This window comes from Bradyrhizobium sp., from assembly GCF_030693485.1.
Taxonomy (GTDB): Bacteria; Pseudomonadota; Alphaproteobacteria; order Rhizobiales; family Xanthobacteraceae; genus Bradyrhizobium.
The window spans coordinates 1-23,668 of the sequence record NZ_JAUYAN010000276.1 but is presented as its reverse complement, the minus strand read 5'-3'; the positions used below and the strand labels follow the sequence as shown (position 1 = coordinate 23,668).

At 59.4% G+C, this 23,668-nt stretch carries 23 protein-coding genes, 1 tRNA gene and 1 pseudogene; 17 read left to right on the top strand and 8 right to left on the bottom strand.

Annotated features, from left to right (window positions below; all coding sequences use genetic code 11):
* The 6 genes and pseudogenes from Q8N40_RS20385 to Q8N40_RS20360 all read left to right on the top strand — a co-directional run.
* A pseudogene (locus Q8N40_RS20385) lies at positions 1–426 on the top strand (hypothetical protein); the annotation flags it as partial.
* Between the two features lie 169 nt (positions 427–595).
* Positions 596–1,153: an HNH endonuclease gene (locus Q8N40_RS20380; RefSeq protein ID WP_305713069.1), complete on the top strand. Its 558-nt coding sequence runs from the start codon at positions 596–598 to the stop codon at positions 1,151–1,153.
* A 163-nt stretch (positions 1,154–1,316) separates the two neighbouring features.
* Complete coding sequence (locus Q8N40_RS20375; RefSeq protein WP_305713068.1) at positions 1,317–2,837, top strand: AMP-binding protein; 1,521 nt, start codon at positions 1,317–1,319, stop codon at positions 2,835–2,837.
* A gap of 167 nt (positions 2,838–3,004) precedes the next feature.
* Positions 3,005–3,976, top strand: a complete 972-nt coding sequence (locus Q8N40_RS20370) for a S1C family serine protease (protein WP_305713067.1) — start codon at positions 3,005–3,007, stop codon at positions 3,974–3,976.
* Between the two features lie 17 nt (positions 3,977–3,993).
* Positions 3,994–5,067 carry a phospholipase gene (locus tag Q8N40_RS20365; RefSeq protein ID WP_305713066.1) on the top strand — a complete coding sequence of 358 codons (1,074 nt, stop codon included), beginning with the start codon at positions 3,994–3,996 and terminating at the stop codon, positions 5,065–5,067.
* A gap of 328 nt (positions 5,068–5,395) precedes the next feature.
* Positions 5,396–5,602 (top strand): hypothetical protein, encoded by a 207-nt coding sequence (locus Q8N40_RS20360; RefSeq protein ID WP_305320637.1) that lies wholly within the window; start codon positions 5,396–5,398, stop codon positions 5,600–5,602.
* 70 nt (positions 5,603–5,672) lie between these two features.
* Here Q8N40_RS20360 and Q8N40_RS20355 read toward each other — a convergent pair whose 3' ends face one another.
* The 3 genes from Q8N40_RS20355 to Q8N40_RS20345 form a co-directional block, all read right to left on the bottom strand.
* Positions 5,673–6,335 (bottom strand): DsbA family protein, encoded by a 663-nt coding sequence (locus Q8N40_RS20355; protein WP_305713065.1) that lies wholly within the window; start codon positions 6,333–6,335, stop codon positions 5,673–5,675.
* A 42-nt stretch (positions 6,336–6,377) separates the two neighbouring features.
* A complete protein-coding gene (locus Q8N40_RS20350; RefSeq protein WP_305320635.1) occupies positions 6,378–7,157 on the bottom strand; it encodes a sulfite exporter TauE/SafE family protein in 780 nt (259 codons plus the stop codon).
* 179 nt (positions 7,158–7,336) lie between these two features.
* Positions 7,337–7,807 carry a hypothetical protein gene (locus Q8N40_RS20345; RefSeq protein ID WP_305713064.1) on the bottom strand — a complete coding sequence of 157 codons (471 nt, stop codon included), beginning with the start codon at positions 7,805–7,807 and terminating at the stop codon, positions 7,337–7,339.
* Positions 7,808–8,039: 232 nt separating this feature from the next.
* On the opposite strand from Q8N40_RS20345, the gene Q8N40_RS20340 reads away from it, so the two are divergent.
* Complete coding sequence (locus Q8N40_RS20340) at positions 8,040–9,104, top strand: AbrB family transcriptional regulator (RefSeq protein WP_305713063.1); 1,065 nt, start codon at positions 8,040–8,042, stop codon at positions 9,102–9,104.
* 805 nt (positions 9,105–9,909) lie between these two features.
* On the opposite strand, the gene Q8N40_RS20335 is transcribed toward Q8N40_RS20340, so the two are convergent.
* Positions 9,910–10,461 (bottom strand): disulfide bond formation protein B, encoded by a 552-nt coding sequence (locus Q8N40_RS20335; RefSeq protein ID WP_305713062.1) that lies wholly within the window; start codon positions 10,459–10,461, stop codon positions 9,910–9,912.
* A 210-nt stretch (positions 10,462–10,671) separates the two neighbouring features.
* Between Q8N40_RS20335 and Q8N40_RS20330 the strand changes: the two genes are divergently transcribed.
* The 7 genes from Q8N40_RS20330 (at position 10,672) to Q8N40_RS20300 (ending at position 17,166) form a co-directional block, all read left to right on the top strand.
* Positions 10,672–10,756 (top strand) — tRNA-Leu (locus tag Q8N40_RS20330).
* A gap of 162 nt (positions 10,757–10,918) precedes the next feature.
* Complete coding sequence (locus Q8N40_RS20325) at positions 10,919–12,124, top strand: tyrosine-type recombinase/integrase (RefSeq protein WP_305713061.1); 1,206 nt, start codon at positions 10,919–10,921, stop codon at positions 12,122–12,124.
* 100 nt (positions 12,125–12,224) lie between these two features.
* Positions 12,225–12,413 carry an AlpA family transcriptional regulator gene (locus Q8N40_RS20320; RefSeq protein WP_305713060.1) on the top strand — a complete coding sequence of 63 codons (189 nt, stop codon included), beginning with the start codon at positions 12,225–12,227 and terminating at the stop codon, positions 12,411–12,413.
* Between the two features lie 317 nt (positions 12,414–12,730).
* Positions 12,731–13,849 (top strand): ParB N-terminal domain-containing protein, encoded by a 1,119-nt coding sequence (locus Q8N40_RS20315; RefSeq protein WP_305713059.1) that lies wholly within the window; start codon positions 12,731–12,733, stop codon positions 13,847–13,849.
* A complete protein-coding gene (locus tag Q8N40_RS20310; RefSeq protein WP_305713058.1) occupies positions 13,846–14,763 on the top strand; it encodes a hypothetical protein in 918 nt (305 codons plus the stop codon). The genes Q8N40_RS20315 and Q8N40_RS20310 overlap by 4 nt, the downstream gene beginning before the upstream one ends.
* A 142-nt stretch (positions 14,764–14,905) precedes the next feature.
* Positions 14,906–16,246 (top strand): hypothetical protein, encoded by a 1,341-nt coding sequence (locus tag Q8N40_RS20305; protein WP_305713057.1) that lies wholly within the window; start codon positions 14,906–14,908, stop codon positions 16,244–16,246.
* Positions 16,243–17,166 (top strand): DNA adenine methylase, encoded by a 924-nt coding sequence (locus tag Q8N40_RS20300; RefSeq protein WP_305713056.1) that lies wholly within the window; start codon positions 16,243–16,245, stop codon positions 17,164–17,166. Before Q8N40_RS20305 ends, Q8N40_RS20300 begins: the two co-directional genes overlap by 4 nt.
* A 4-nt stretch (positions 17,167–17,170) precedes the next feature.
* On the opposite strand, the gene Q8N40_RS20295 is transcribed toward Q8N40_RS20300, so the two are convergent.
* A complete protein-coding gene (locus Q8N40_RS20295; RefSeq protein WP_305713055.1) occupies positions 17,171–17,701 on the bottom strand; it encodes a hypothetical protein in 531 nt (176 codons plus the stop codon).
* A 109-nt stretch (positions 17,702–17,810) separates the two neighbouring features.
* Between Q8N40_RS20295 and Q8N40_RS20290 the strand changes: the two genes are divergently transcribed.
* The 3 genes from Q8N40_RS20290 (at position 17,811) to Q8N40_RS20280 (ending at position 21,497) form a co-directional block, all read left to right on the top strand.
* A complete protein-coding gene (locus Q8N40_RS20290; protein WP_305713054.1) occupies positions 17,811–18,395 on the top strand; it encodes a hypothetical protein in 585 nt (194 codons plus the stop codon).
* Between the two features lie 60 nt (positions 18,396–18,455).
* On the top strand, positions 18,456–19,943 hold the full coding sequence (locus tag Q8N40_RS20285) for a replication initiator protein A (RefSeq protein ID WP_305713053.1): 1,488 nt from the start codon (positions 18,456–18,458) through the stop codon (positions 19,941–19,943).
* 358 nt (positions 19,944–20,301) lie between these two features.
* Positions 20,302–21,497 (top strand): IS3 family transposase gene (locus Q8N40_RS20280; protein ID WP_305713052.1). Its coding sequence is split into 2 segments (ribosomal slippage): positions 20,302–20,551 and positions 20,551–21,497, totalling 1,197 coding nucleotides; the frame shifts between segments, so codons are not numbered across the junction.
* A 110-nt stretch (positions 21,498–21,607) separates the two neighbouring features.
* On the opposite strand, the gene Q8N40_RS20275 is transcribed toward Q8N40_RS20280, so the two are convergent.
* From Q8N40_RS20275 to Q8N40_RS20265, 3 genes are all read right to left on the bottom strand, one after another.
* A complete protein-coding gene (locus Q8N40_RS20275; RefSeq protein WP_305713051.1) occupies positions 21,608–23,329 on the bottom strand; it encodes a phospholipase D-like domain-containing protein in 1,722 nt (573 codons plus the stop codon).
* Positions 23,326–23,553, bottom strand: coding sequence for a hypothetical protein (locus Q8N40_RS20270; RefSeq protein ID WP_305713050.1), 228 nt, complete (start codon positions 23,551–23,553; stop codon positions 23,326–23,328). The genes Q8N40_RS20275 and Q8N40_RS20270 overlap by 4 nt, the downstream gene beginning before the upstream one ends.
* 4 nt (positions 23,554–23,557) lie before the next feature.
* Positions 23,558–23,668, bottom strand: a 111-nt coding sequence (locus Q8N40_RS20265; protein ID WP_305713070.1) for an IS3 family transposase, incomplete at its 5' end; no start/stop codon positions are given.

The following is a 23,668-nucleotide window of genomic DNA, read 5'->3' as shown; positions in this document are numbered from 1 at the left end:
GTCTATGTCGCCGACCGCGAGAACCACCGCGTCCAGGTGTTCGACGGCAACGGCAAATACGAGACGCAGTGGAACAACCTGCACCGGCCCTGCGCGCTGTGCGCCTGCGGCGGCGGCAAGTCGCCCAACTTCATCATCGGCGAGCTCGGTCCGGGCATGGCGGTGAACCGCAAGGTGCCCAATCTCGGTCCGCGCCTCTCCATCGTGGACGCCAAAGGCCAGCGTATCGCCCGGCTCGGCGGCGAAAACGGTCCCGGCATCGAGGCCGGCAGGTTCCTGGCGCCGCACGGCATCGCGCTGGATTCCAGAGACGACATCTATCTCGGCGAAGTCGGCGTCACCGACTGGAAGACCAGCTTTCCGGACACGCCGATGCCGCCGGAAGTGGGGGTGGTGCGCTGCCTGCAGAAGCTGGAAAAGATCTAGCGCATCGCCGCCAGAAGCACCCCAGCTCGGTTTTTGCCGCATTCCGGCCCCGCCAGCGTCGGTTCCGACCGATGGATAAGCCCCTCAATGCTCTTCACAATCCCGTCACGCTGCCTGTAGTATGCCAACTCATGCTGCTTCGCAGTATTACGGGGGTCAGGAGCGTTACTTGAACGCACATGTCTCGCAAGGCGGTTGGCCGGTGCTGGTGCTGAACGCGGATTTCCGCCCGCTCAGCTATTACCCGCTCTCGCTCTGGTCGTGGCAGGACGCGATCAAGGCGGTGTTCCTCGACCGCGTCAATATCGTCGAGCATTACGACCGCGCGGTGCACAGCCCGTCGTTCGAAATCCAGCTGCCGAGCGTGGTGTCGCTGAAATCCTTCGTCAAGCCGACCACGCATCCGGCCTTCACCCGGTTCAACGTGTTCCTGCGCGACCGTTTCGCCTGCCAGTATTGCCACGCGCATGACGACCTCACCTTCGATCACATCATCCCGCGCTCCAAGGGCGGCCAGACCACTTGGGAAAATGTGGTCGCGGCCTGCTCGCCGTGCAATTTGCGCAAGGGCAATCTGACACCGCAGCAGGCCCGGATGTTTCCGCGCCAGCCCCCGTTCGCCCCGACGGTGCACCAGCTGCACCGCAACGGCCGGCTGTTCCCGCCGAACTATCTGCACGACAGCTGGCTGGATTATCTCTATTGGGACACCGAGCTCGATCCGTAGGAAATGGGTTCGCTCCCTTGTATCCGCTATCCGCGGCAATCTGGACGCCGCAGTTTTCTTCAGCCACAACATCCTCTGTTGCTAAACGAGGCGCCGACGCCTGAGGCGCGGCCTCGTTCGCAAGCGACAAGCGGCGCACAACAGCCGCGAACGGAGGATACCCATGCTGATCCCGATCGCCGACGTGCCGCGCTGGTTTACCGAGCGCAAGCCAATGGGCACGGTTGCGGTCAGCCACGGCACGGCCACGCTGAGCTGGGAGCAGCTCGAACGCGGCGCCAACGCCCGCGCACGCGCCTTTATGGCGAAGGGCGTCAAGCCCGGCGATTTCGTCGCCATCGGGTTGCCCAACGGCAATACCTTCTTCGAGACCACCTTCGCGGTGTGGAAATGCGGCGCGACGCCGACCTCGCTGTCGTGGCGGCTGCCGCGCGGCGAGGCCGCCGCGGTGCTGGAGATCCTCAAGCCCGCGCTGGTGGTCGGCGGCGAGGCGGACTGGAACGCGCCGAATTCGCTGCCGGCCGATTTCGTGCCCGAGGGCCTATCGGAGCAACCGCTGGACAGTCCGGTCGCGCGCTACTGGAAGGCGATGACCTCAGGCGGCTCGACCGGGCGGCCCAAGGTGATCCTCGATCATCAGCCGGCGGTCGTCGACACCGCGGCCGAACCGATCCTCGGAATCCCGAAGGGCGTGTCGCTGCTCAATCCCGGCCCGCTCTATCACAACGCACCGTTCATCGCCTCGCATCTGGCCCTGTTCGCGGGCGGGCGCGTCAGCGGTCTGGTCAAATTCGATGCCGAGGAGACGCTGCGCCTGATCGAAGCCAACCGGGTGCAATGGGTCAATTTCGTGCCGACCATGATGCACCGGATCTGGGCGCTGCCGGAGGCGGTGCGCAACGGCTACGACCTGTCGAGCCTGCAGGTGGTGTTTCACATGGCAGCGCCGATGCCGCCATGGCTGAAGGAGAAATGGATCGAATGGCTCGGCCCGGAGCGGATCTTCGAGCTCTATGGCGGCACCGAGCGGCAGGGCGCCACCGTGATCTCCGGCGTCGAATGGCTGGCGCACAAGGGGTCGGTTGGCAAGATCGGCGACACGTCGCAGCTGCGCATCATCGGCGAGGATGGCAACGACGTCGCAACAGGCGAGACCGGCGAAATCTATTTCCTGCCCAATGACGGCGCCGGCAGCACCTATCACTATCTCGGCGCCGAACCGAAGCGCCGTCCCGACGGCTGGGAATCGCTCGGCGACATCGGCCGGCTCGATGCCGAGGGCTACCTCTATCTCGGCGACCGCCTCGCCGACATGATCCTGCGCGGAGGCGCCAATATCTATCCGGCCGAAGTGGAGGCCGCGGTGACGGCGCATCCCGAGGTGCGCTCCTGCGTCGTGGTCGGCCTGCCCGATCCCGAACTCGGACAACGGATTCACGCCATCCTCGAACTGGTCGAGACGGCCGACGCCGCCAGGGTCGTCGACGGCATGGCCGGTTTGCTGGCCGACCGGCTCAGCCGCACCAAGCATCCGGAAAGTTACGAAATCGTCAGCATCGGCCCGCGCGACGATTCCGGAAAAGTCCGCCGCACGCTGTTGCGCGACGAACGCGCGGCGTGGCTGAAGCAAGGCCGCGACTTCCGGATCATGACTTTGCGCAACCGGCGAGACACTGCTGGCTAGTCGCATCGGCCAGGGTGTCATCGGTTCCGGGACATCGAGATCAGAATCCGGCATCTCGCACGCCGTCCAAGTCCCGTCACGAGACTTTCAAGACGGGCGTTTGCGACATAAGATCGTCACCGGTTTCGCGCACGACTCGCACGCGCCGGCTTGGCCAGGAGAACTCCATGCCCTCATTGACTGAATGGAAAGTGCCGCCCGCGAACCAGCCTCGCCCCGGCGACTACAGCTTCGATCTCGACCGCGCGCTGGCGGCCGTGGTCGGCCTGCATTCGATCATCCCGGCCGACGCCTTCAGCGCGGATACGCTGGGCACCGAGCGCGCCGGCAATGGCGTGCTGATCGACGACGGACTGGTGCTGACCATCGGCTATCTGATCACCGAGGCCGAAACGGTGTGGCTGCATCTCGGCGACGGCAGCGTGGTGCAGGGCCATGCACTCGGCTTCGATTTCGAAACCGGCTTCGGCCTGGTGCAGGCGCTCGGCCGCATCGACCTCGAACCGCTGCCACTCGGCTCTTCGGCAGCCGCAGCCGTCGGCGACCGCGTCGTGGTCGGCGGCGCCGGCGGACGCACCCGGTCGGTCGCCAGCCACATCGTGGCCAAGCAGGAATTCGCCGGGTACTGGGAATATCTGCTGGACGAGGCGATCTTCAGCTATCCCGCGCATCCGAACTGGGGCGGCACCGCGCTGATCTCGACCCGCGGCGAGCTGATCGGCATTGGCTCGCTGCAGCTCGAGCGCGAGCGCGACGGCAGGGCCGAGCATGTCAACATGATCGTGCCGATCGACCTGCTCAAGCCGGTGCTCGACGACCTCAGGAAATTCGGTCGCGTCAACAAGCCGTCGCGGCCCTGGCTCGGGATGTACACCCACGAGATCGAGAACAGGGTCGTGGTGGTCGGCATCGCCGGCAAAGGGCCGGCGGCGCGCGCCGAACTCAAGGCCGGCGACGTCATCCTGGCCGTCGGGGGCGAAAAGATCACAAGCCAGATCGGATTCTACCGGAAGCTCTGGTCGCTCGGTCCCGCCGGGGTCGATGTGCCGCTCACCGTCTACCATGAAGGCGTCACCTTCGACATGGTGCTGACCTCGACCGATCGCGCCAGGCTGTTGAAGGCGCCGCGGCTGCATTGAACGCAAGGACGGGCGCGATGAGCGAGGCGGTGGTGGACGACATCGTGGCCGTGCTGCCGCCATTGCTGCAATCACTCGAGGCGCTCTCCTTCATCGCGCGCCACCTCAATCCACCGGATTTCGGCCGCGTGATGGAAGCCGCTGGTGCCCCGGATCAGGCGTTGCAGGCGGTCCTTGCGCGGCTCGCGGACTGGCCGGAAGAATTCGCGCATTTGCGTACGCCGCTGCAGAGTGCGGGCGCTGCGGCGCTGGCGGCGTTCGATGGATTGCGCGCCGTGCAAAATGGCCATGGCGACCTGATGGTGGTGTTTCGCGCGTTGCGCCACGCCACGCGCGCGCAGGAGGCGCTGTATCCGCTGGCCGCGAGACTGCCGCCGGTGTCCAACTTCTTCCTCGATCCGCCATCACGCGACGACGCCGGCCTGCTGGCGCGGCTGGCGCAGCCGGCACAGGAACACACCGGCATCCTTCACGACCACAACGATGCGGGCAGCCGCGGCGGCTATTCGCTCTACATTCCCGAATACTACACGCCCGACCGCGCCTGGCCGCTGGTGATGGCGCTGCACGGCGGCAGCGGCAACGGCCGCGGCTTCCTGTGGAGCTGGCTGCGCGATGCCCGCAGCCATGGCGCGATCCTGGTCGCACCGACCGCGACCGGGAGCACCTGGGCCCTGATGGGCGACGACACCGACTCGCCCAACCTCGCGCGCATCCTCGCTTCCGTGCAGGCGTGCTGGAACATCGATCCGACAAAACTGCTGCTGACCGGGATGAGCGACGGTGGCACCTTCTGTTACGTCAGCGGGCTCGAGCGCGCCTCGCCCTTTACCCACCTCGCCCCGGTTTCCGCCACTTTCCATCCGCTGATGGCCGAGATGGCCGATGCGGGGCGATTGCGCGGCCTGCCGGTCCATCTCGTGCACGGCGCGCTCGACTGGATGTTTCCGGTGCAGGTGGCGCGGCAGACCCGCGATCTGCTGTCGGCCGCGGGCGCCGATGTCACCTACCGCGAACTCGACGACCTCAGCCACACCTATCCGCGCGAGATCAACGCGGAGATACTGAAGTGGCTGGGTGGGGAACGGTGATCGATCGCACTATCGCGGTTGGGACAGCTGAACGCACCGTCCATCAACCGGTTTCAACGTCCGGCCAAAGAGCCCGACTTGAGGTGCACCTCCGGAAACTGGCCGATTCGATCTCGCGCGTTACACAGGACGTCCCGATCGGCAGTCGTGAGCGTACTCAGGTCTCCATCGTCGAAGTAGCCGATAGCGCGTAGAACTTGCGCCGGTTCGCCATCGAACATTTGCTTGAAGGCGCTCAAGCCGGCGGGCAGAAACATCCTCCTGAAAGCCCACACCTGGGAACCATCCCGCCGCGGCGACGTTGTCCGCTGTCACTGGAGGATTAGCCATGCGCATGTTCGTCGGAATGATTTTGGGGGCGCTGCTGCTGACCGCCGGAATCTACGTGTACGATTCGTCGGCGACTTCGACCGTTGCTAATGGCCAGGCGGCATCGGCCAATCGAACCATCGTGAACTGGGACGTCGCCGCGACCGAGTGGAACGGGCTTAAGAATCGTGCACAGGACGGCTGGGTCAAGCTGTCGTCGAAGTAATTGGCGAAAATATCGAACAGAGCCCTAAACGCTCTCGTCCCTGACGAGGGCGTTTTGCTTTGTGACCCCGCTACTTCTGCGCCGCCTTGCGCGCGTCCGCGATCGCCTGACCGAACTGCGCCATGGTCAGGATGCCGGGGACCCGGAATTTGCCGACGATGAAGGACGGCGTGCCCTTGAAGCCGAAGGCCATGGCCTGATCGCCGTTGCGCTTGATGATGGCGTCGATCGCCTTGGCATTGGCGGCGAGGTCACGGTCGGCGCGATCGAGATCGATTCCGGCGCCGGCGAGCAGCTCGCGGATCCGCGGCACGGTCAGTTTCGAGGCGACGCGGATCAGCACGTCATGCGCCTGGACGTACTTGTCCTGATATTTGCTGGCCAGCACCATCCGCGCGGCGGTCACCGAGACTTCGCCGAGGATCGGCCAGTCCTTGTGTACCAGGCGAACTTTTCCGTCGTCCTCCACCACCTGGCGCAGTTCGGGGGCGATCTTGCGGCAATACGGGCAGTTATAGTCGAAATATTCGACGATCGTGACGTCGCCATCGGGATTGCCGACTACCGGGATATCGGGATCGCGCAACACCAGCGCTTCCGTCAGCACCTTGTCGTCGCCTTGCGCCAGCGCCGACCCCGGCCCCACGCCGACCATGATCGCACCGGCCCCGAGCACGCCAAGCGCCTGGCGCCGGGTCGGCGCAGGCCGGGCCCGATCGTTCGATTGGTTCATGTGAGGTCTCCCGGCCGCATCGCGTTGCATTCTACTCTACGCTCAAGATAGGGATAAGTTACGCGCCAGCATATAGATCGCCACCGCAATAATGACGGCGGCGAACACGATGTTGAGCGCGCCGCGCCGTTCCGACAGCAGCCGCGCCGAGCGGGTGCCGATCAAGCCGCCGGCGATGCCGCCCGCGACGAACAATCCGGCCAGCCCCCACGAGATCAGGCCGGACCAGGCGTAGCTGGCCGCCGTGGTCAGGCCGAACGCCGTCACCGCCACCAGCGACGAGGAGACCGCGTTCATGATCGGCATCCCCGTCGCCAGCATCAGCGCCGGCACGATCAGGAAGCCGCCGCCGATGCCGAAGAAGCCGGACAGGGTGCCAGTCGCAAGACCCAGGCCGACAATGGCGGGCGTGTTGGCCATGGTGATCTGCACATCGGGCATACCGATCCGCGACCGCGTCTTCAGCATCAATACGGCGATCACCAGCATCAGCAGCGCGAACAGCGCCAGCAGCCGCTGGCCGTCCATCATCTTGCCAAGGATCGAGCCCGCGAACGCGCCGAAAATGCCCGCCGCCGCGAACGGCAGCGCGCAGGACCAAACCACCGTGCCGCCGCGCGCATGGTTCGACAGGTTGACCGCGGCATTGGCGGCCACCGCGATGGCGCTGGTGCCGATCGCCACATGGGCATCGGGCACGCCGACCACATAGACCATCAGGGGCACCGCGAGAATCGATCCGCCGCCGCCGACCAGCCCCAGCGAAAACCCGACCAGCGCGCCCGACGCCAGTCCCAGCACGCCCTGCATCTCCGAGATCATCAAGCTGGCAACCGCGCTGCTTTGGCAGGAACCGTGACAGGAATCCTGGAAGGAATCGTGGAAGGAATTTCTCCAGATCCCTACGCTTGCAGCATGGGAACTGCAATGGCGCGGCTGATCGCTCCATGGGGGCCGCGGCCGGCCGAGGGAGCGGCCGGCCGCGTGGTTCTCGACCGACCTCAAGCCTTCAGCTTCTTGTTGCATTCGCTCCAGTAGCCGCCGCCCTTCTGGATCCAGCGCAGGCCGCCGGTAGTGTTGGCGGCCTTGTTGACCTTCCATTGGGCGGCGCAGGTTTGCATCCGCGCTCTGCTGGCGGTTTCCTTGGCATATTTCGGATCGACCGCCGACGGGAAAACCGCCGGGCCCTGAGCTGCGGTGGGCGCCGCAGCCGCGGCTTCCCGCCTTGGCCTGGCGGTCGCCTCCTTCGGGGCGGCCGAAGCGGCGGCTGATGCGGCAGCCGGCGCGGCGGTGGCATCGGCGCCGCATTGCGCCTTGCGGAAGTCGTTCCACTTCTGGTCGCCGAGCGTGCCGGCGGTCTTGGCGGCCTGGTATTTCGCGCTGCATTCCTGCGGCGTCAGGGCTTGTGCCGACGATGTCGCAGCGAGTGCCGACATGGCAACGGCACAGAATAATTTTGCGTGAAAACTCATCCTTGTCTCCCCTGGATATGGCGATGTGTAAGGCCCTCACCCTAACGCAACCGAAGCGTGCGGGGTTGAGGGTTTGGTCAGGGTTTTGCGCGCAAGGTGCGTGCAGAATGTTTGCAGACGGGTTTGCACACGGCATTGCGCAGGTTGGCGAAGCGCATTGCTGCAGTCGCGCAAGCGCATTGGTCTCCGCCAGCCAAATTTGCCATAAGGCGGCGTGAGCCTGATCCCGACAATGGCGGTTGCGTTTGCCAACCGCGGCAAGATCCTCCACGTCGCCGAGACGCTCGCGATCGGCGTCGGCGGCGGTGCGCTGTTTCTTTCTCTCAATCTGCCGGGCGGGCTGATTTCCGGCGCCATGATCGCGGTCGGCATCGCCGCGATCGCCGGCAGGCCGCTCAGCCTGCCGGCGGTGCTGACCCAGTCGGTGCTGCTGCTGCTCGGGATATCGCTGGGCTCGCTGGTATCGCAGCAGATGCTGCACAATATGGCGGCCTATCCCCTCACCATCGCGCTGCTGGCGCTGGCGACGTTCTGCTCGACCTTCGGCAGCAGCATCTACCTGCAGCGGTTTCATGGCTGGGACAAGACCTCGGCACTGCTGGCCGGAACGCCCGGCGCGCTGTCGCAGATCACCATGCTCGCCGCCGAGAAGGGCGCCGATGTCGCGGCGATCGCGGTGGTGCAGACCATGCGCGTCATCATCCTCACCGCCGCATTGCCGCTGCTGCTGGCGCTGACCGGAATAGCCTCGTCGTCGCCCCCGGCGACCGCCGCCGCGGTCGCCGCGCCGCTCGAACTCGCCGGTCTGGTCGCCGCCTCGATCGCGGCGGCGCTGATGCTGCGATTGGTAAATTTTCCGGCGAGCTGGATGTTCGGCGGGATGATCGCATCGAGCCTGCTGCATGGCACCGGCACGATCGAGGGCGCCTTGCCGGACTGGCTGCGCAACGTGGCGCTGGTCGGCATCGGCGCGGTGATCGGCACGCGGTTCGCGAAGATGCAGGCGAAGACGCTGCTCAGCCATGTCCATGCCGCGCTCGGATCATTCGCCATCGCCGTTGTCATCTCCGCCGTCTTCGTCACGGTGATCGCGCTGACCACCAATGTGCGGGTCGGCGACATCATCGTGGCGTTCGCCCCGGGCGCGATGGATGCCATGCTGGCGCTGGCGCTGACATTGCATATCGACCCGATCTTCGTCGGCGCGCACCATCTGTCGCGGTTCGTGTTCGTGAGCATCACGACGCCGGGCATCGTGCATCTGTTCGGGCGGCCGCAGGAGGATGTGGATGATTAGGGGAAGGCCAACGGAGAGGCGCCGCTGCGCCCACCCACTCCGTCGTCCCCCGCGCATGCGGGGGATCCAGTACACCGCGGCCTCTCGGCTCAATTACTGCCGTCTCTGGAATACTGGGTCGTCCGGTCAAGCCGGACGATGACGACTGTTGGGTGTGCAAGACACACGTTTAGCTCCCGCGGCGCGATGCGCCCGAGGTTTGCTTCAGTTTCGCCCTCTCCAGATAGAGAGGGCGCGGGGAAAGCCGGGCGCCGATCGCACCCGCGGTCGTGCACAAGAAGCGCACGAGTAGACCACAGGGCAACCGGATCATCCGGCTTTCCCCGCGCAATGGTTTACGGCTTATACGTGATCTCCCCGGTGAGCCCGCACTGTTGCCACCGTCGCCTTGCGGATCGCAGATGTATCGCGGACCCGGTTGGGCGGATGCATCTCCACACGGCTTGACGCCAGCCTGGGGCGTCAGGACCACACGATTTCGCCGTCCGCGCCCGTCCTGCCAGAGCTCTCGCCGGTCCTCGTGCGTCCCGGCCAGTTCCAGCGAGGATGGTTAGCAGCGTCGTCGGTCTACACGCCGCATGCCGCTCACGAGGTTCATCCCGCCCTGCGACTGCAACTGCGCGCCCGACGCTGTCGCGTCCATCGCATCCCACCGCGCGTTCGTGACCTGCGCAACGCCCCTCGTTCGCGTGAGACGGCCAAATTACTAAAGGTGATTTGCCCGACGTGTTAAGCGATTTATTTTTTCGCGAGGGGCTTGACACGACTTCTGGTAAACCGAAGTGATTTGCCCGTCGGCTCGACCTCAGCGGCGCTGCAGCCGGAAAATTCCCCAGCCGGCGATCGCGACCATCAAGAGCGAGATCAGCACATTGTAGCCGGCCAGCGACAGGCCGAGAAAGCGCCACTGCACTTCGTCGCAGCGGATCACTTTCACCGTGTCGAGACGCTCCAAGAGGTTGCCGGCGCTGCCGAGATTGACCAGCGGGCCGGAGCAATCGGTCGGCCCCTGCCACCACTTCCATTCGACGCCGGCGTGATAGGCGCCAAGCCAGGCATTGCCGAGCGCGGCGGCAGCCAGAATGGCGAGCCCCGCCAGCAGCACGCTGCGCGGCGTATCCCTGGCGGCGGCGAACGCCACCAGGACGCCGAGCGGAATCGCCAGATAATAGGCGTAGCGCTGCTCGAGGCAGAGCGGACAGGGCCGGATGTCCAGCACCAGCTGGAAGAACCACGCCCCCGCCAGCGTCGCCGCCGATATCGCGGCGATGGCCAGCGCCGCCGTCATCGCCGGATTGGCCTGCGGCGCATAGGACTGGCTTGCGGTGGCGTTCAGCGTCACGGTCGTCTCCTGCATCAGAAGCGTCGTATCCCGCAGCCACTGTCCTGTCGAGGCGAGGCCCGATCACAGGCGAGTGTTTTGGAGGTGCCCGAACGGTTTCAGCGCGCTGTTCTGACCACGCAGGCGATCGAAAGCCAATTCAAAACCAACGGGTTGACCCGCCCTCACCGGCCGCTATATTCCGCCGGCTTCACGACCCCACGCCTTCCGGCCGGCGTCGCGAATGCCCCTGTGGCGGAATTGGTAGACGCGCTCGACTCAAAATCGAGTTCCGCAAGGAGTGCTGGTTCGATTCCGGCCAGGGGCACCAGAAGCTCTTCTCATAGCGACTCATAGATTCTCAAAAGCCACTGCGAGACAGTCACTTCTGAGCTTTTTCCGTGCTCATTTGTCGCATCGCGACTCTAGCTTTCTCCCCGAAATGTGAGTAACTTCGCGAGTACAAAACGGGATCGCGAGGAGGCGTACTCACATGAGTCTCTCTCAGTTCGCCATCAACAATGCCAAGCCACAGGACAGGCCGTACCTGTTGTCGGATGGCGACGGTTTGCACCTGCGCATTCATCCCAAGGGCGGCCGGCAGTGGAGGCTACGCTTCCGGTTCGGCGGCAAGGCGAACATGATGTCGCTCGGCCCGTATCCCGCCGTATCGCTGCTCTTGGCGCGAAGAAAACGGGACCGGGTCAAGGAGCAGCTCGCGGCCGGGATAAATCCGTCGCTCAGCAGGAAGCTCGAAAAGCTGGCCAACTCAACCGCCGCTCAAAACACGTTCGGCGCGGTGGCGGACGAGTACCTTGCCAATTTGAAGAGGAACGATGCGGCAGAACAGACGCTCAATAAGAACCGTTGGATGCTGCAAGACCTGGCTGCCCCAATCCGGAACCGTCCTATTGCCGAGATAAAGCCCATCGAAGTGCTCGACATCCTCAAGAAGATCGAAACGAGCGGCCGGCGGGATACCGCCCATCGTTTGCGCTCCGTGATCGGAGCCGTCTTTCGCTATGCCATCGCGACCCTCCGCGCAGAGACCGATCCTACCTATCCCCTTCGCGGCGCGCTTCTGAAAGTGAAAGTAAAGCACCGCGCGGCTATCACGGACGAAAGGGAGCTTGGTGCTTTTCTCATCGGGCTTGACCAGTACGAGGGTTGGCCCGTTGTCCAAGCTGCCTTTAAGTTTCTGATCCTCACGATGACGCGGCCGGGCGACGTGCGCGGGATGAGGCGGACCGAAGTGAATTTCGAAAAACGCTTGTGGTGCATTCCGGGCGAGCGGATGAAGATGCGCGAGCCGCACGATGTGCCTCTATCGCGACAGGCTCTCGAAATCCTCAAGGCTGTCTGGCCACTTAACGAAGAACACCAGCTCGTTTTCCCGTCGCTGCGATCCCACAAGAAGCCGCTATCCGAAAACGCCTTCAACTCTGTCCTTCGAAACATGGGCTACCCACAGGACAAGGCGACGGCCCATGGCTTCCGCGCAACCGCGAGTACCATCCTGAACGGCCGGCGCTTCGACCGCGACGTGATCGAGGCCGCACTTGCCCATCAAGATCAAAACAAAATCCGCCGCATTTATAATCGGTCGCTCTACATGCCGGAACGAACCCAATTGATGCAGGATTGGGCTGATTTGTTAGATAGCTTCAAGGGAAAGAAGCCCGCACGGCGAGCAGCATGAGCTACTATGTTTAGGTTGCGAAGCGCCACATCTACACCTATGCTCCGCGTTGCCCAGGGCTAACCGGGCGTTGCAACGTCCCTTTCACGAGGGATTTGCAATGACACGGAAGCTAGTCTCAAAGAAGGAACTCAAATCGGTCTACGGTGTCCCCTACTGCCCCGCGCACATTGCGCGACTCGAAGTCGCTAGCCAATTCCCCAAACGGGTAAAGCTTGGTGCCTGTCGAGTAGCGTGGGTCGCGGAGGAAGTGGAAGCCTGGATCGAAGAGAGAATCGGCAACCGCTAAAACATTTTCTTCTTAGAAGGGCAAGGGGTCCGGAGTCCAACCCGGACCCCTTTTTGCTTGCGACAGCGATTCGGAGCTTGCGAAAGCCCCCAACCCGCCCAACCCCTCTTTTCCGAGCCGCCAAAGGGACCGCCTCAGGCGAGCTGTCTGATAGTCCAAATCGGGCAACCAGTTTCTTGTTCATTAAGCATATCGTTCTAAGCTATCATGCTAAAATATGGACGTCGGCAGCATCGGCCCGGATACATACATGACCAAAATGACAAATGTCGTCCAGGCGAAAGCGACCGTGAGCCCGTGACGGCGAGAAGCGAACAATGAGCAAGCCTCCTATTTCGTCTTCATGGGTCGTGGAGTATTTGCCTACGGATGAGCTTCTGCTCGATCCTCATAATCCGAGATTGAGCGACTATGGCGTTGCCGCGAATCCTAGCCAGACCGAAATTCTGCGCGTGCTGTGGTCAAAAATGGCTGTCGATGAAGTAGCGTTATCGATTGTGGAAAATGGTTTCTACAGTCACGAACCCCTATATGCCGCGAAGGAAGGCAAGAAGTTTTACGTCATCGAAGGAAACCGGCGGCTTGCGGCAGTTAAGCTGATTCGTGACGAAGCGCTTCGGCGCGAGCTCAAAATCACGAGCCTACCGTTGGTAAGCGAAGCAAGGATTCGGTTACTCGACCAACTTCCGGTCATTGTGTGCAAGCGGGATGAAATCTGGGCTTACCTTGGCTTTAAACATATCAATGGACCACAATCTTGGGAATCATACCCCAAGGCAAATTATGTCGCTTGGGTCCATAACGAATTAAAAATTTCACTCGAAGAGATTGCTCGTCGTATCGGTGATACGCATAGCACCGTCGCTCGATTATACGAAGGCTTGATGGTGTTAGTGCAAGCTGAGAAGGCCGGCGTCTTTGACCGAAATGACCGTTACCGAGAACATTTTTCGTTTTCGCATTTAACAACCGGCCTTGGATATTCGGGAATCCAAGAGTTTTTGGGTTTGCCGAAAGGCGAGAAAATCGTTGGAAGCCGTCGTCCCGTTCCTGCCGATCATGAGCGGAGCCTTGGAGAATTTCTCCTATGGCTCTATGGAAGTAAATCGAAAGCAGCACCTCCCATCGTTCAAAGTCAGAATCCCGATTTGCGTAGATTAAGCGAGGTGCTGGAGAGCAAGCAGGCAACAGCCGCTCTCCGAAAAGGACTCGGGCTAAGCGTATCCTTGGAAATCAGCAAAGGAGACGATCGTGTTTTTCGCGAAGCTCTTGTGACTGCGAAGCAAAGCCTACAGAAGGCCCGCGGCACCGTATTGTCTGGATACAGCGGAAGCCAAGATCTGCGGCAGACGGCTGAGGACATCCTCGAACTCTCGCAATCTCTACTCGAAGATATGACACCGGACCCCGCACCAAAGCCGTCGCGCAAAAAATGAAGCCGCCCATTCCAGTTGCGAGCGATCCTAGCGAAATTTTGGCCGACTGGATCGAGTATGATGCTGTTCTTTCAACTGAGGGCCAAAGCTCAGCGGAAAATCTTGTTCGTTTGCTTCGCCGATCTGGCAGCGTGGACGCGATTGGTGGACCTCGGGAGGATCGAGGGTCTGCATTAAGTCAGACGATCGTGGAAGATGCGTTTGTGGAAATCGAGAATAGAAGCAAGGCATGTGGCAGCGGCTATCCATTCGCGATCGAACAGGGCCTTCTTCGCTTAGTTCAGCAGCCCGACCAATCACCCTACGTGCTCCTTCTCCTGATGACCGCCGCCGTCCCAACGTCGGGGCACGGGGGTACCGCGGTACTGTTTGAGCGAATATGCACCGAGGCAGCCCTCGGCTATCTCGGCGGAACCTCTAATGGTGCTGACTCCATTCGGTTCGGTGCTCCGCGAAAGGTGCCGCTTGCTAAGCTAAGTCAAGCGCTGGATGATTTGTGCGCAAGAATGTCAGAGGGAGTCGGCTGCAAATTTCCGAGCAAGGCAAAGCATTCAGGCGACGAGGGCTTGGACATCGTCGCCTGGAGAAAGTTTCCTGACCTAAAAGCCGGTCAATTGATTGCTTTCGGTCAGTGTGCGGGCGGTGGCGGAAACTGGCAGAAGAAATTGGCTGAGCTGGATGCTCGAAAATTTTCTCAGAAGTGGTTTCGAGAGATGTTCTTGGTTGATCCTGTACGACTGTTCTTCCTACCGCGTCGCATATCAGCTACCGACTGGATGCATTCCGGAATTGACGGAGGAATTCTTTTTGACCGATGTCGCATAGTTTCTTGTTTGCCTGATCTTAGTCCCAGCCTAGCGAGCGATTGCGCGGCCGCGGCCGGCAAGCTGCTCCAAACCGCCAACGCGGCGTGACCGTTGCGGATGTCCACACTTCCCTTTGCCCCGGCCTGTACAGCACAGGCACCCGACACGGGTTTTCCGCACCGCCTCCTCCACCAAACACCTTGTTGCGAAGGCCCGGCTTCTTGTAAGCTGACGCGGGGGGACTGCTAGCATGCCAGCAAGATCGTTGAAGGTTGAAAGCCTACTGTTGGACCTCGAAAACCCGCGCATTAACAAGGCGGAAAGTCAGCGGGGTGCCCTGCAAAAAATCGTTGACGATCAAGATGTCAAACTAGTCGCCCTCGCACAAAGCATTGTGGAGGACGGGCTCAATCCCATGGATCGCCTCCTGGTCATCAAATCAAATAAAGACAGGGGCAAATTCATTGTTGTCGAAGGTAATCGACGATTAGCTGCGATAAAGATTCTCAACAACAGCGCGGTACTGACCGACTTCGACGTCCGGCCTCCAATTAGGAAACGCTTTGAGGCGCTTGCAAAGGATTTCGATCTTAAGGCGATCGAGCCTATCGACTGTTTCGAGGTGTCGGAGCGGCCCGTAAGCGCAATGTGGATTCAGCAGCGACATACTGGCGAAAATGATGGGCGTGGCATCGTTAATTGGAATGGCGTGGCGACCGCCCGATTTCGAGGCGGCGATCCAGCCTTGCAAGCGCTGGACCTGGTTATCCGCCACGGTGAATTGAGTGACGAAGAAAGAAAAAAAGTTGAGAGCCGCTTCCCCATCACGACGCTAGACCGGCTCTTGTCTACGCCGGACGTGAGAGCAAAACTCGGAATGGAAATCAATGACGGAAAGTTAGAGTCGAGCTTGCCACCTCCAGAGGTGCTGAAAGCGCTCCGTCGCATGGTTATGGATTTGGCGAACCAAGATGTAAACGTGACGCAGCTCAAAAAGAAGGAGCAGCAGGTCAAGTACATCGCGGGTTTAGGAAAAGACCTTCCGGACCTCAAGAAGCGATCGGGAGCGCCAAAGCCCATTGATCAACTTGATGATAGCGATTTTGAAAAGGCGAAGCCAAAACCAAAACAAAGGAAGAAGAAAATTGCGGTTCGCAAATCCCTAATTCCCAAGGGCTGCCATCTGCTGGTAGCAAACGCCAAAATAGCCGAAATTGTAAAAGAGCTTCGTTCACTGCCCCTCGATAATTATCCCCACTCAATATCTGTGCTCTTCAGAGTCTTCCTGGAGCAATCAGTGGATCACTATTTGGAAAATAATAGCATCCCGTTGACTGAAAGCACGCCGGGCGGCGACAAAGACAAGAAGCTCCGGAAGAAGGTCGAGCAGGCCGTCGCTCATCTGGTGGGAGCAGGCATATCCAAGAGAACGCTCGACGGTGTCTCAAAGGGAATTAACGACAAGAACAATCCACTCTACGTCGACACACTACATAATTATGTACACAATCGGTTCTTTTCACCAACTGAGCGTGACCTAAAAGTTGCATGGGATAACTCCCAGACTTTCTTTGAGGGAATCTGGAAGTGAGCTTGATCGTTTCGACCGGCGACACAAAGACGCTGAACCATTTTACACCCCTTCGGTATCCGGGCGGGAAGGCAAAACTGGCTCGCTTTGTAAAGAAGTTACTGGAAAAGAACGACCTACTTGACGGGCACTACGCGGAGCCTTACGCGGGCGGCGCTGGAATCGCGGTTGAGCTGTTGCTGCAGGAGTATGTCTCTCACATCCATATAAATGATATCAATAGGCCCGTTCATGCATTCTGGAAAAGTGTGCTTCACAATACCGATGCGCTGCTTCAGTTAATTAAAGATACTAAACCTTCGGTTCGGGCGTGGGATAAACAGAAGAAGATATATGGCAATCAATCTGAGCACGACGATCTTGCGCTTGGTTTTGCAACCTTTTTTCTGAATCGTACCAATAGGTCAGGCATATTAAATGGTGGAATGATTGGCGGTCGTGACCAGTCCGGAGAATGGAAGATTGATGCTCGATACAATGCTAAGGCACTGGCTGACCGGATTGTTGCAATTGCAAAGCTGAAGCGCAGCATAACTCTGACCAAGTTAGACGCTGAAATATTCTTAAAGCGCAACGTATCAAAACTGCCGCCGAACACGCTCATATATCTGGACCCACCTTACTACGCGAAGGGCAAAGCCCTCTACCACGATTTCTATGAGCATGAAGACCATGAGCGTCTCGCTAGTCTCATGAGAAGCATAATCAAGTCGCACAGCTTTATGATATCCTACGACAACTGCAGAGCTATTCGTCAGTTCTATCGCGGCCTTCCGGGATTCACCTATAAAATTGGATACAATGCTCGCGAGGTTCGCCTCGGAACTGAGGTGATGTTTTTTTCCAATAACCTGATTATTCCGGCGATAGAAGCGCCAATGAGCGCCTGCCGCACGCTTAGACGATCAGTAGCGAATTGACGTATCAGTAGCCGATTATCGTCAGGCTGTAGGGCATCTTGATGCGGGTATGCGAATATAGTGCATCCGCAACGGTGATTGTGTTCTCGTAGTCTTTGCTAACGACGGTTTTTCCCCCGCTCAAATAGCGATACCCCAGTGGCACTGCTAAGATCAGATGATCCAGATCAACCATGACCATGGCTTGGATTATGTCTCTGTAGACAGCATTACCCATCCAGGCTCTCCCGGCTTCGATCTCTAGTCCGCATCGCCATTTAGGGTGAAATCCATCTATTTCATATTGTCGAAATGGACGGCCGTCTTCCCCAAAAAATACAGGTCGTTTCAATTTTCCCGACGCGGATTTCCCTGTCTCTATGTCAAAGCCAATCTTGCAGAGATCATCGCGAAGAGCCGCCATTACGCTGTCGCTCGACAAGCCTTTTGTCAGAGATGCTGTACCAATTATTCTTTCATGCAATTTAAAGATGCCCATCACATCCGACACGAAATGAACTGGTGGCTCGGTGCGCGGGAAACTGGAAAAATGCATCTGTCTGTTCCCAATCTATGCGTTATCGCCGAAGTGCCCCCCAGAGAAACCAAGCCTCCTCTGGGGATAACCGGCCAATGTGGCGTGTCACCACGTTATCATGATTCCCATGACCAACGACCAGCAGCGACTTGTCGCGACCAGCAGCGACAGCGACTTTACTCTAACCATTGAGGATGCCCTTGCCCTCTACGCCGAGGCCGAGATCCCCCGCACCCCTCGCAGCATCCAAAGGTATTGTGCAAAAGAGCACCTCTCCTCCCGCCGGATCGAGACCGAATTCGGTGAAAAATATTTGATCACACGCGCATCGGTGGAAAAGCACATCGCGTACATCAAGGAGGTTACACCTGCGACCAGTCGCGACGTGCCGCGACCTGTCGCGACAACTGTCGCCGCAGAAATTAAGGACGACATGCCGCGACAAAAGCCGACGACACCCGCCGACCTGTCGCGACATGTCGCGACAACTCTGCCCGAAGATTCACGCTATGTCGGCGCTTTGGAGCGAGAGAATGAATTCTTGCGCGACCAGGTGGTTGTGAAGGATACGCAGATACGAGAGATGACCGAGCGAGCCCGCGAGACGAACGTCTTGATCGGTGGCCTTCAAAAAATGTTGTCACCGTTGTTGGGTAGGCCGCGCGAGCATCGCGACGATGCGATCGGGGAGTATCCACCGAACACGCAATAGTGTGAGTGTCCACAGCGGTGCATCTCAATTTGCTTTCCATGGCCTATAATCAGGGGACACATGGAGACAACACGACGCACCGACAAACAACTGCAACAGGCCGAGCCGGTCTATCTTGAAAGCACCCTCCTTCGCGTGTTTGGCGTTCTGTTTTGCCACGACCCAAAACGCGCGCGCAGCCGCACCGGCAAAGTTGAGATCAGCCGCGGCGTGGTCGAAAAGGGGATTGCGGTCCGCTTCGATCCGGAATACGCGCAGCCCGGTCCCTTCGCTCATAAAGTTGCAATGGCAGTCATTCGCAAACAGTCAAAGTTCGGCCGGCCGGCGCAGAAAGCGATATCGTTTTCACAACGCGAATTAGTCCGGATGACAGGCCGCAAAACCTGGGGCGGGAGACACAGTGAAGAGCTTGCTCTAGCCCTGAAGCAAATCCGCTACAGCCACGTGATAGCACATTTCAAAAAGGACGACCGCTTTGTCGAGCACGACTTCAGCATCTTTAATGAGGTCTTGATTGAGCGCCGGGCATCTCATACCGATCCTATCGTCGCTTGCACCATCGTTTTAGCCGACCCCATCATCCAATCCCTCAACGACAAACATTTCACCTGCCTCAACCACACCTTGATGCAAGAACTCAGCACTATAGGTAGCGCCTTCTACATGCGGCTCTTCTATCACTTTGCGACGCACTATGATGGCCACCGTTTAGACCGCATTGCTTTCAAAAAGAGGTACGACGGCATTTGTGCCGAGTGGCTTGGTGGCATCACCGTCCTGAAGCACCGCTCAAAGATTCTAGGGGAGCAGCTCGGAATTCATCTCGATCAACTCGTAAGCTTGGGATTTCTGCGGTCCTACGCGCTGACTCCCGCTGAAAGCCGGGACGGCTTCGTTCTCACGTTTCGGCCCGGCGACCGTTTTAAGGCCGACTACCACACCTTCTACACACGCCGCTCTCCGGGCGAGGTCAGATTTACATTTGATGACGAGAGCCGTGAGACAGGGGATCCCCATCGGGTTGCCTACCTGTTCATGGAAAAGCACACCGGCCGTAAGCCGGATGCTGCCGCCTATGTCTCGTCCAAGGAGGTCGACACCGCCAAGGAGCTTTTGGCACAACTCAGTATGGTGCAGATCCCGGATTTTTTTGACTACGCCCTGGCTGAAGCGGGGAAGACCCGGTTTGCCCCTCAGACTCTCGGGGGCGTCCGGCAGTACCTCCAGGGCTACCAAGAGACCCTTGAGCGGCGACGATCCGGCAAAGCCGCCGCCGAAGCCCGCCGGGCCGAAGAGCGTCAAACCCAGCTACGCCTGGATTACGACCAATACCGCCGCGGGGAAGTCCAGCGGCTGTTCGACAGGCTTCCCGCCGACGAACAGGCCTCCATTGAGGCCCTAGCACGCGCTAAATTGAGCGCTGAGGGGCCTATTGCTGCCTACATGACCCAAACCCTCATCCGGGTGGAAAAACTCCGTCTCACCATCGAGCGGCATCCAGGCGGTGTTGCTGACTTCAACCAGTGGTCAGCTTCTCAAGCGGCCTAAGCACCGAGATTTGCACTGGGTGGTTTGACCGAAAGACCGGGTGTTCTGACCGAAATCAGTGGGTGGTTTGACCGAAAAGAATGGGGGGTTTGACCGAAAACTCGCTGCCCCGAGATAACCTTTCCATCAAGCGCCACAAGGGTTTTTCGGCCAGCACCCAACAGTTCCTATATACTTATATAACCCTCAACACACGATCAGCTCTTGTGTGTTCTCTTTAAAGAAAACGGAAAACGCTCGCTTAGAACGGGAGCATAGTGCGACACAACAGAACTGCAAACCTGTCAAGAGCGCTGACCTGAGCCCCTGAAATTCCTCCAAGAATAAGTAGAGTCCGTCACCTTGAGGGAGACGGAAGATGAGGCAGTCGAGGTTCACGGAAGAGCGGATTATTGCCATCCTGCGCGAACACGAGGCGGGATCGAAGACCGGCGAGGTCTGTCGCAAATACGGCGTCAGCAGCGCGACCTTCTACAAGTGGAAGGCCAAGTATGGCGGGCTGGACGTATCAGAGGCCCGGCGGTTGAAGGTTCTGACGGACGAGAACGCCAAGCTGAAGAAGCTGCTGGCCGAGGCGATGCTCGACAACGCCATGCTGAAGGATCTCAACGCAAAAAAATGGTGACGCCCGCTGCGAAGCGGCAGGCTGTGGCTTACCTTTGCTCTCAGTACGAGGTCAGTCAGCGGCGGGCGTGTTCAGCGATCGGTGTCGATCGCACATCGGTGCGCTATCGCAGCCGGCGTTCTGACGACGGGGTTATCCGGGCAAGACTGCGTGAGCTGGCAACGACGCGGCGGCGGTTTGGTTATCGCCGTCTGCTTCTCATGATCCGGGGCGAAGGTTTGAAGGTCAATCACAAGAAGCTGCGGCGTCTTTATGCCGAGGAACGGCTCCAGGTGCGCAGGCGTGGCGGACGCAAGAGAGCACTGGGAACAAGGGCTCCCATGACGTTGCCGCAAGCACCGAACCAGCGCTGGTCGCTGGACTTCGTCAGCGACACGCTGACCGACAGTCGCAAGTTTCGCATGCTGGCTGTTGTAGACGACTTCACCCGGGAGTGCATTGTCCTGGTCGCCGACACCTCGCTATCCGGAGCGAGGGTGACCCGGGAACTGGATACGGCCATCGCCAATCGGGGCAGGCCGTTGATGATCGTCAGCGACAACGGCACCGAGTTCACCAGCACGGCCATCCTGAGCTGGTCCCAACAGACAGGGATCGAGTGGCACTACATCGCTCCCGGCAAGCCGCAGCAGAATGCTTTCGTGGAGAGCTTCAACGGCCGTCTGCGAGACGAGCTTCTGAACGAGACGCTCTTCTCGTCGCTCGATCATGCCCGCAGACTGCTTGCCGACTGGCAAAAAGACTACAACACCGTTCGCCCACACAGCTCGATCGGCAATCTGCCACCGGCAATTTACGCAAAGCTCACAGCGTCCGACATGCAACGGGACGGGACGCTGCGCTATGTCGAGGGCTCCGCGCCCCGTCCCGTTGCATCACCGAGCCAGACAGGCTCAAATGACCCAGGGGCTCTACCTATCGCTGGATGAAAGATGGGGCTCAGGTCAGCGCCCCTCTGTTGAGCCACGAAAAGCACCAAGGGTCGCGGAACTAATAATGTGCGACACTTACTAGTTCTCTGTTTTGAGCGAATGAAACCCTATCGGCCGAGCTGCATCTGAAATAGCCGGATGACTTGATCGGCGACCTTTGGCGCGCTGATGAAAATTCCTATCTCCCGTAGCGGCGTGTTGTCCGAAGGGTCTGCCGACAACCAATTTTGACTCGTTATAGCCAACGCATCGTCATCCCACGCCAATAACTTCGCATGTAGCCGCGGGGTGTACACCGGCCGAAGCTTGACCCCAATCGACCCCAAATCCAACGTCATTTCTCCTGCGGATACCCCGGTCAGCGTTTCCGTTCCCTTCCCAAAATATAGATCAGCAGAAATACCATTCTCCCGCGCAGCAGCCAGAGCGGGCAGAATGATCGTTGGCTTTCCTGCGACACCTATTCTATGGCTGGTCACAAATAGCCTTTGCGTAGCCTTTATACTTGCCTCAAGCGCTAACGCCGCGTGATCAGGAGCCAGCAAGATTCTCATCGGAACAGTTCGCTCATTTGTTCTAGGCACAGCCTCAATTCTGCGCCCGAGAACGGTGATATTTGATGCCAACTGGTGCCAAACCGCCTCCCGTCCCATTGACATCGTTGCCAGGTGTCGAACGAGCCTGCCGCAAAACGCAGGGTCTCTAATCTTTACTGAGACCTCGAAGCTATCAAATGGCGATCCTAACCAATTGCACGAGCCGAGCGCGGCAAACCAGCCACCCCGTCCATCATCACTCACCACAATTTTGGAGTGCGATCCCGTGGTAAACATATGGACCGTTATAGAATCTGATCTGCCCTTTTCACGTATCAGCGACTTCAACTTCTCAGCTTCTGCTCGCGAACTCGCTTGCTTCTTGCGATCCTCGTCTTGGCCCCAGAAGATATCAATCGTAACGCCGTTTCCAGCCGCATGCAGGAAGTCAGGGAGAAAAGCAGTGGCATGCTCGTTCAGGAACGTCGAATGGATAAGCACGCGCTCGCGAGCATTTCTTATGGTCTTAGAAAGGAACGCGCGATGGTCCGGCCCATCAACAATGAGATCTGTCTGGCGAAATACACCCTCGGCTGGCCCGACTATACCTCCCCTCTCCTCAGCCGCTGGGCTTGCAGGCAGCCGGTTACCCGGCGTCCCGGCCGCTCGTGAGGCGTCACAAATACGATCGAAAAGAGCTTTCGGTGCGCGTGGCGGCAAACCGTCGACCTTCTGGGAATCTCGTACGCTTACCACTGCAAACCGCCGCACTAATTTATCGGGTGAAGGACGTATCCCAACAATTGCCTCGTCCTCACCCTCTAGCGCGGCAAACACATCGCCCATGTCTTCAACCGCGTGCAAGTCAGATGCTCCAAGTCTGATTACCTCGGGGCCGAGGTCGTTTTGATGAACAATCCGTAGTTCTCTCCCTCGAAAGACGGTACCTGTCACTTGGTCGAAGTTGAAGCCGAGCCAACGCTGTTGAACTAAGGGGAATGTTGGGAGGTCGTCCAATTTTGCCTGTATTCGACCAAGCGGTGTTGCTTGAAACTCTGTGCCCTGCTGGGTTGATACCATCTCCACCCAGCTTGCCCGCATCAGCCGTACGAACGCTTCGACAATAACCCTTCGTGGAAGTTGCGAGCTGATCTCAAGCGCTTCCGCCGACGCGGATTTCTCACTTACCGCCTGCAATAACAAATGCTCGACAATGCTCCATCGCCTACCCTTTTCAATTCTGAATAGCCGTTTCCCGCGCAAGACGGGAAATGCCACCTGCACGATGCTCATTTCTTCTTCCCAGCCTTGTTAAGGTCGATGACGACGGCATCATGAACACTCTGCGCCAGCGCGAGCGAGTCAAGAAACTGCTTTAGAAACCCAACATTTACGTCGGACTGCACTTGGGAAAACTCAACTACGTTCTGGTAGAAATCGAGGCAGCCTACGACAATCATCATCCACTTCGCTCGGCTTAGTAGGACGTTGTGAGCTGCTGCCGGTTTGATGGACACCCGGTTAAGCTAATCCCACCCTGCGTTCGAACTCAACAGGGCTGATGTACCCGATCGTCGAATGACGCCGGGTCGCATTGTAGAACCGCTCGATGTAGTCGAACACATCTGCTCT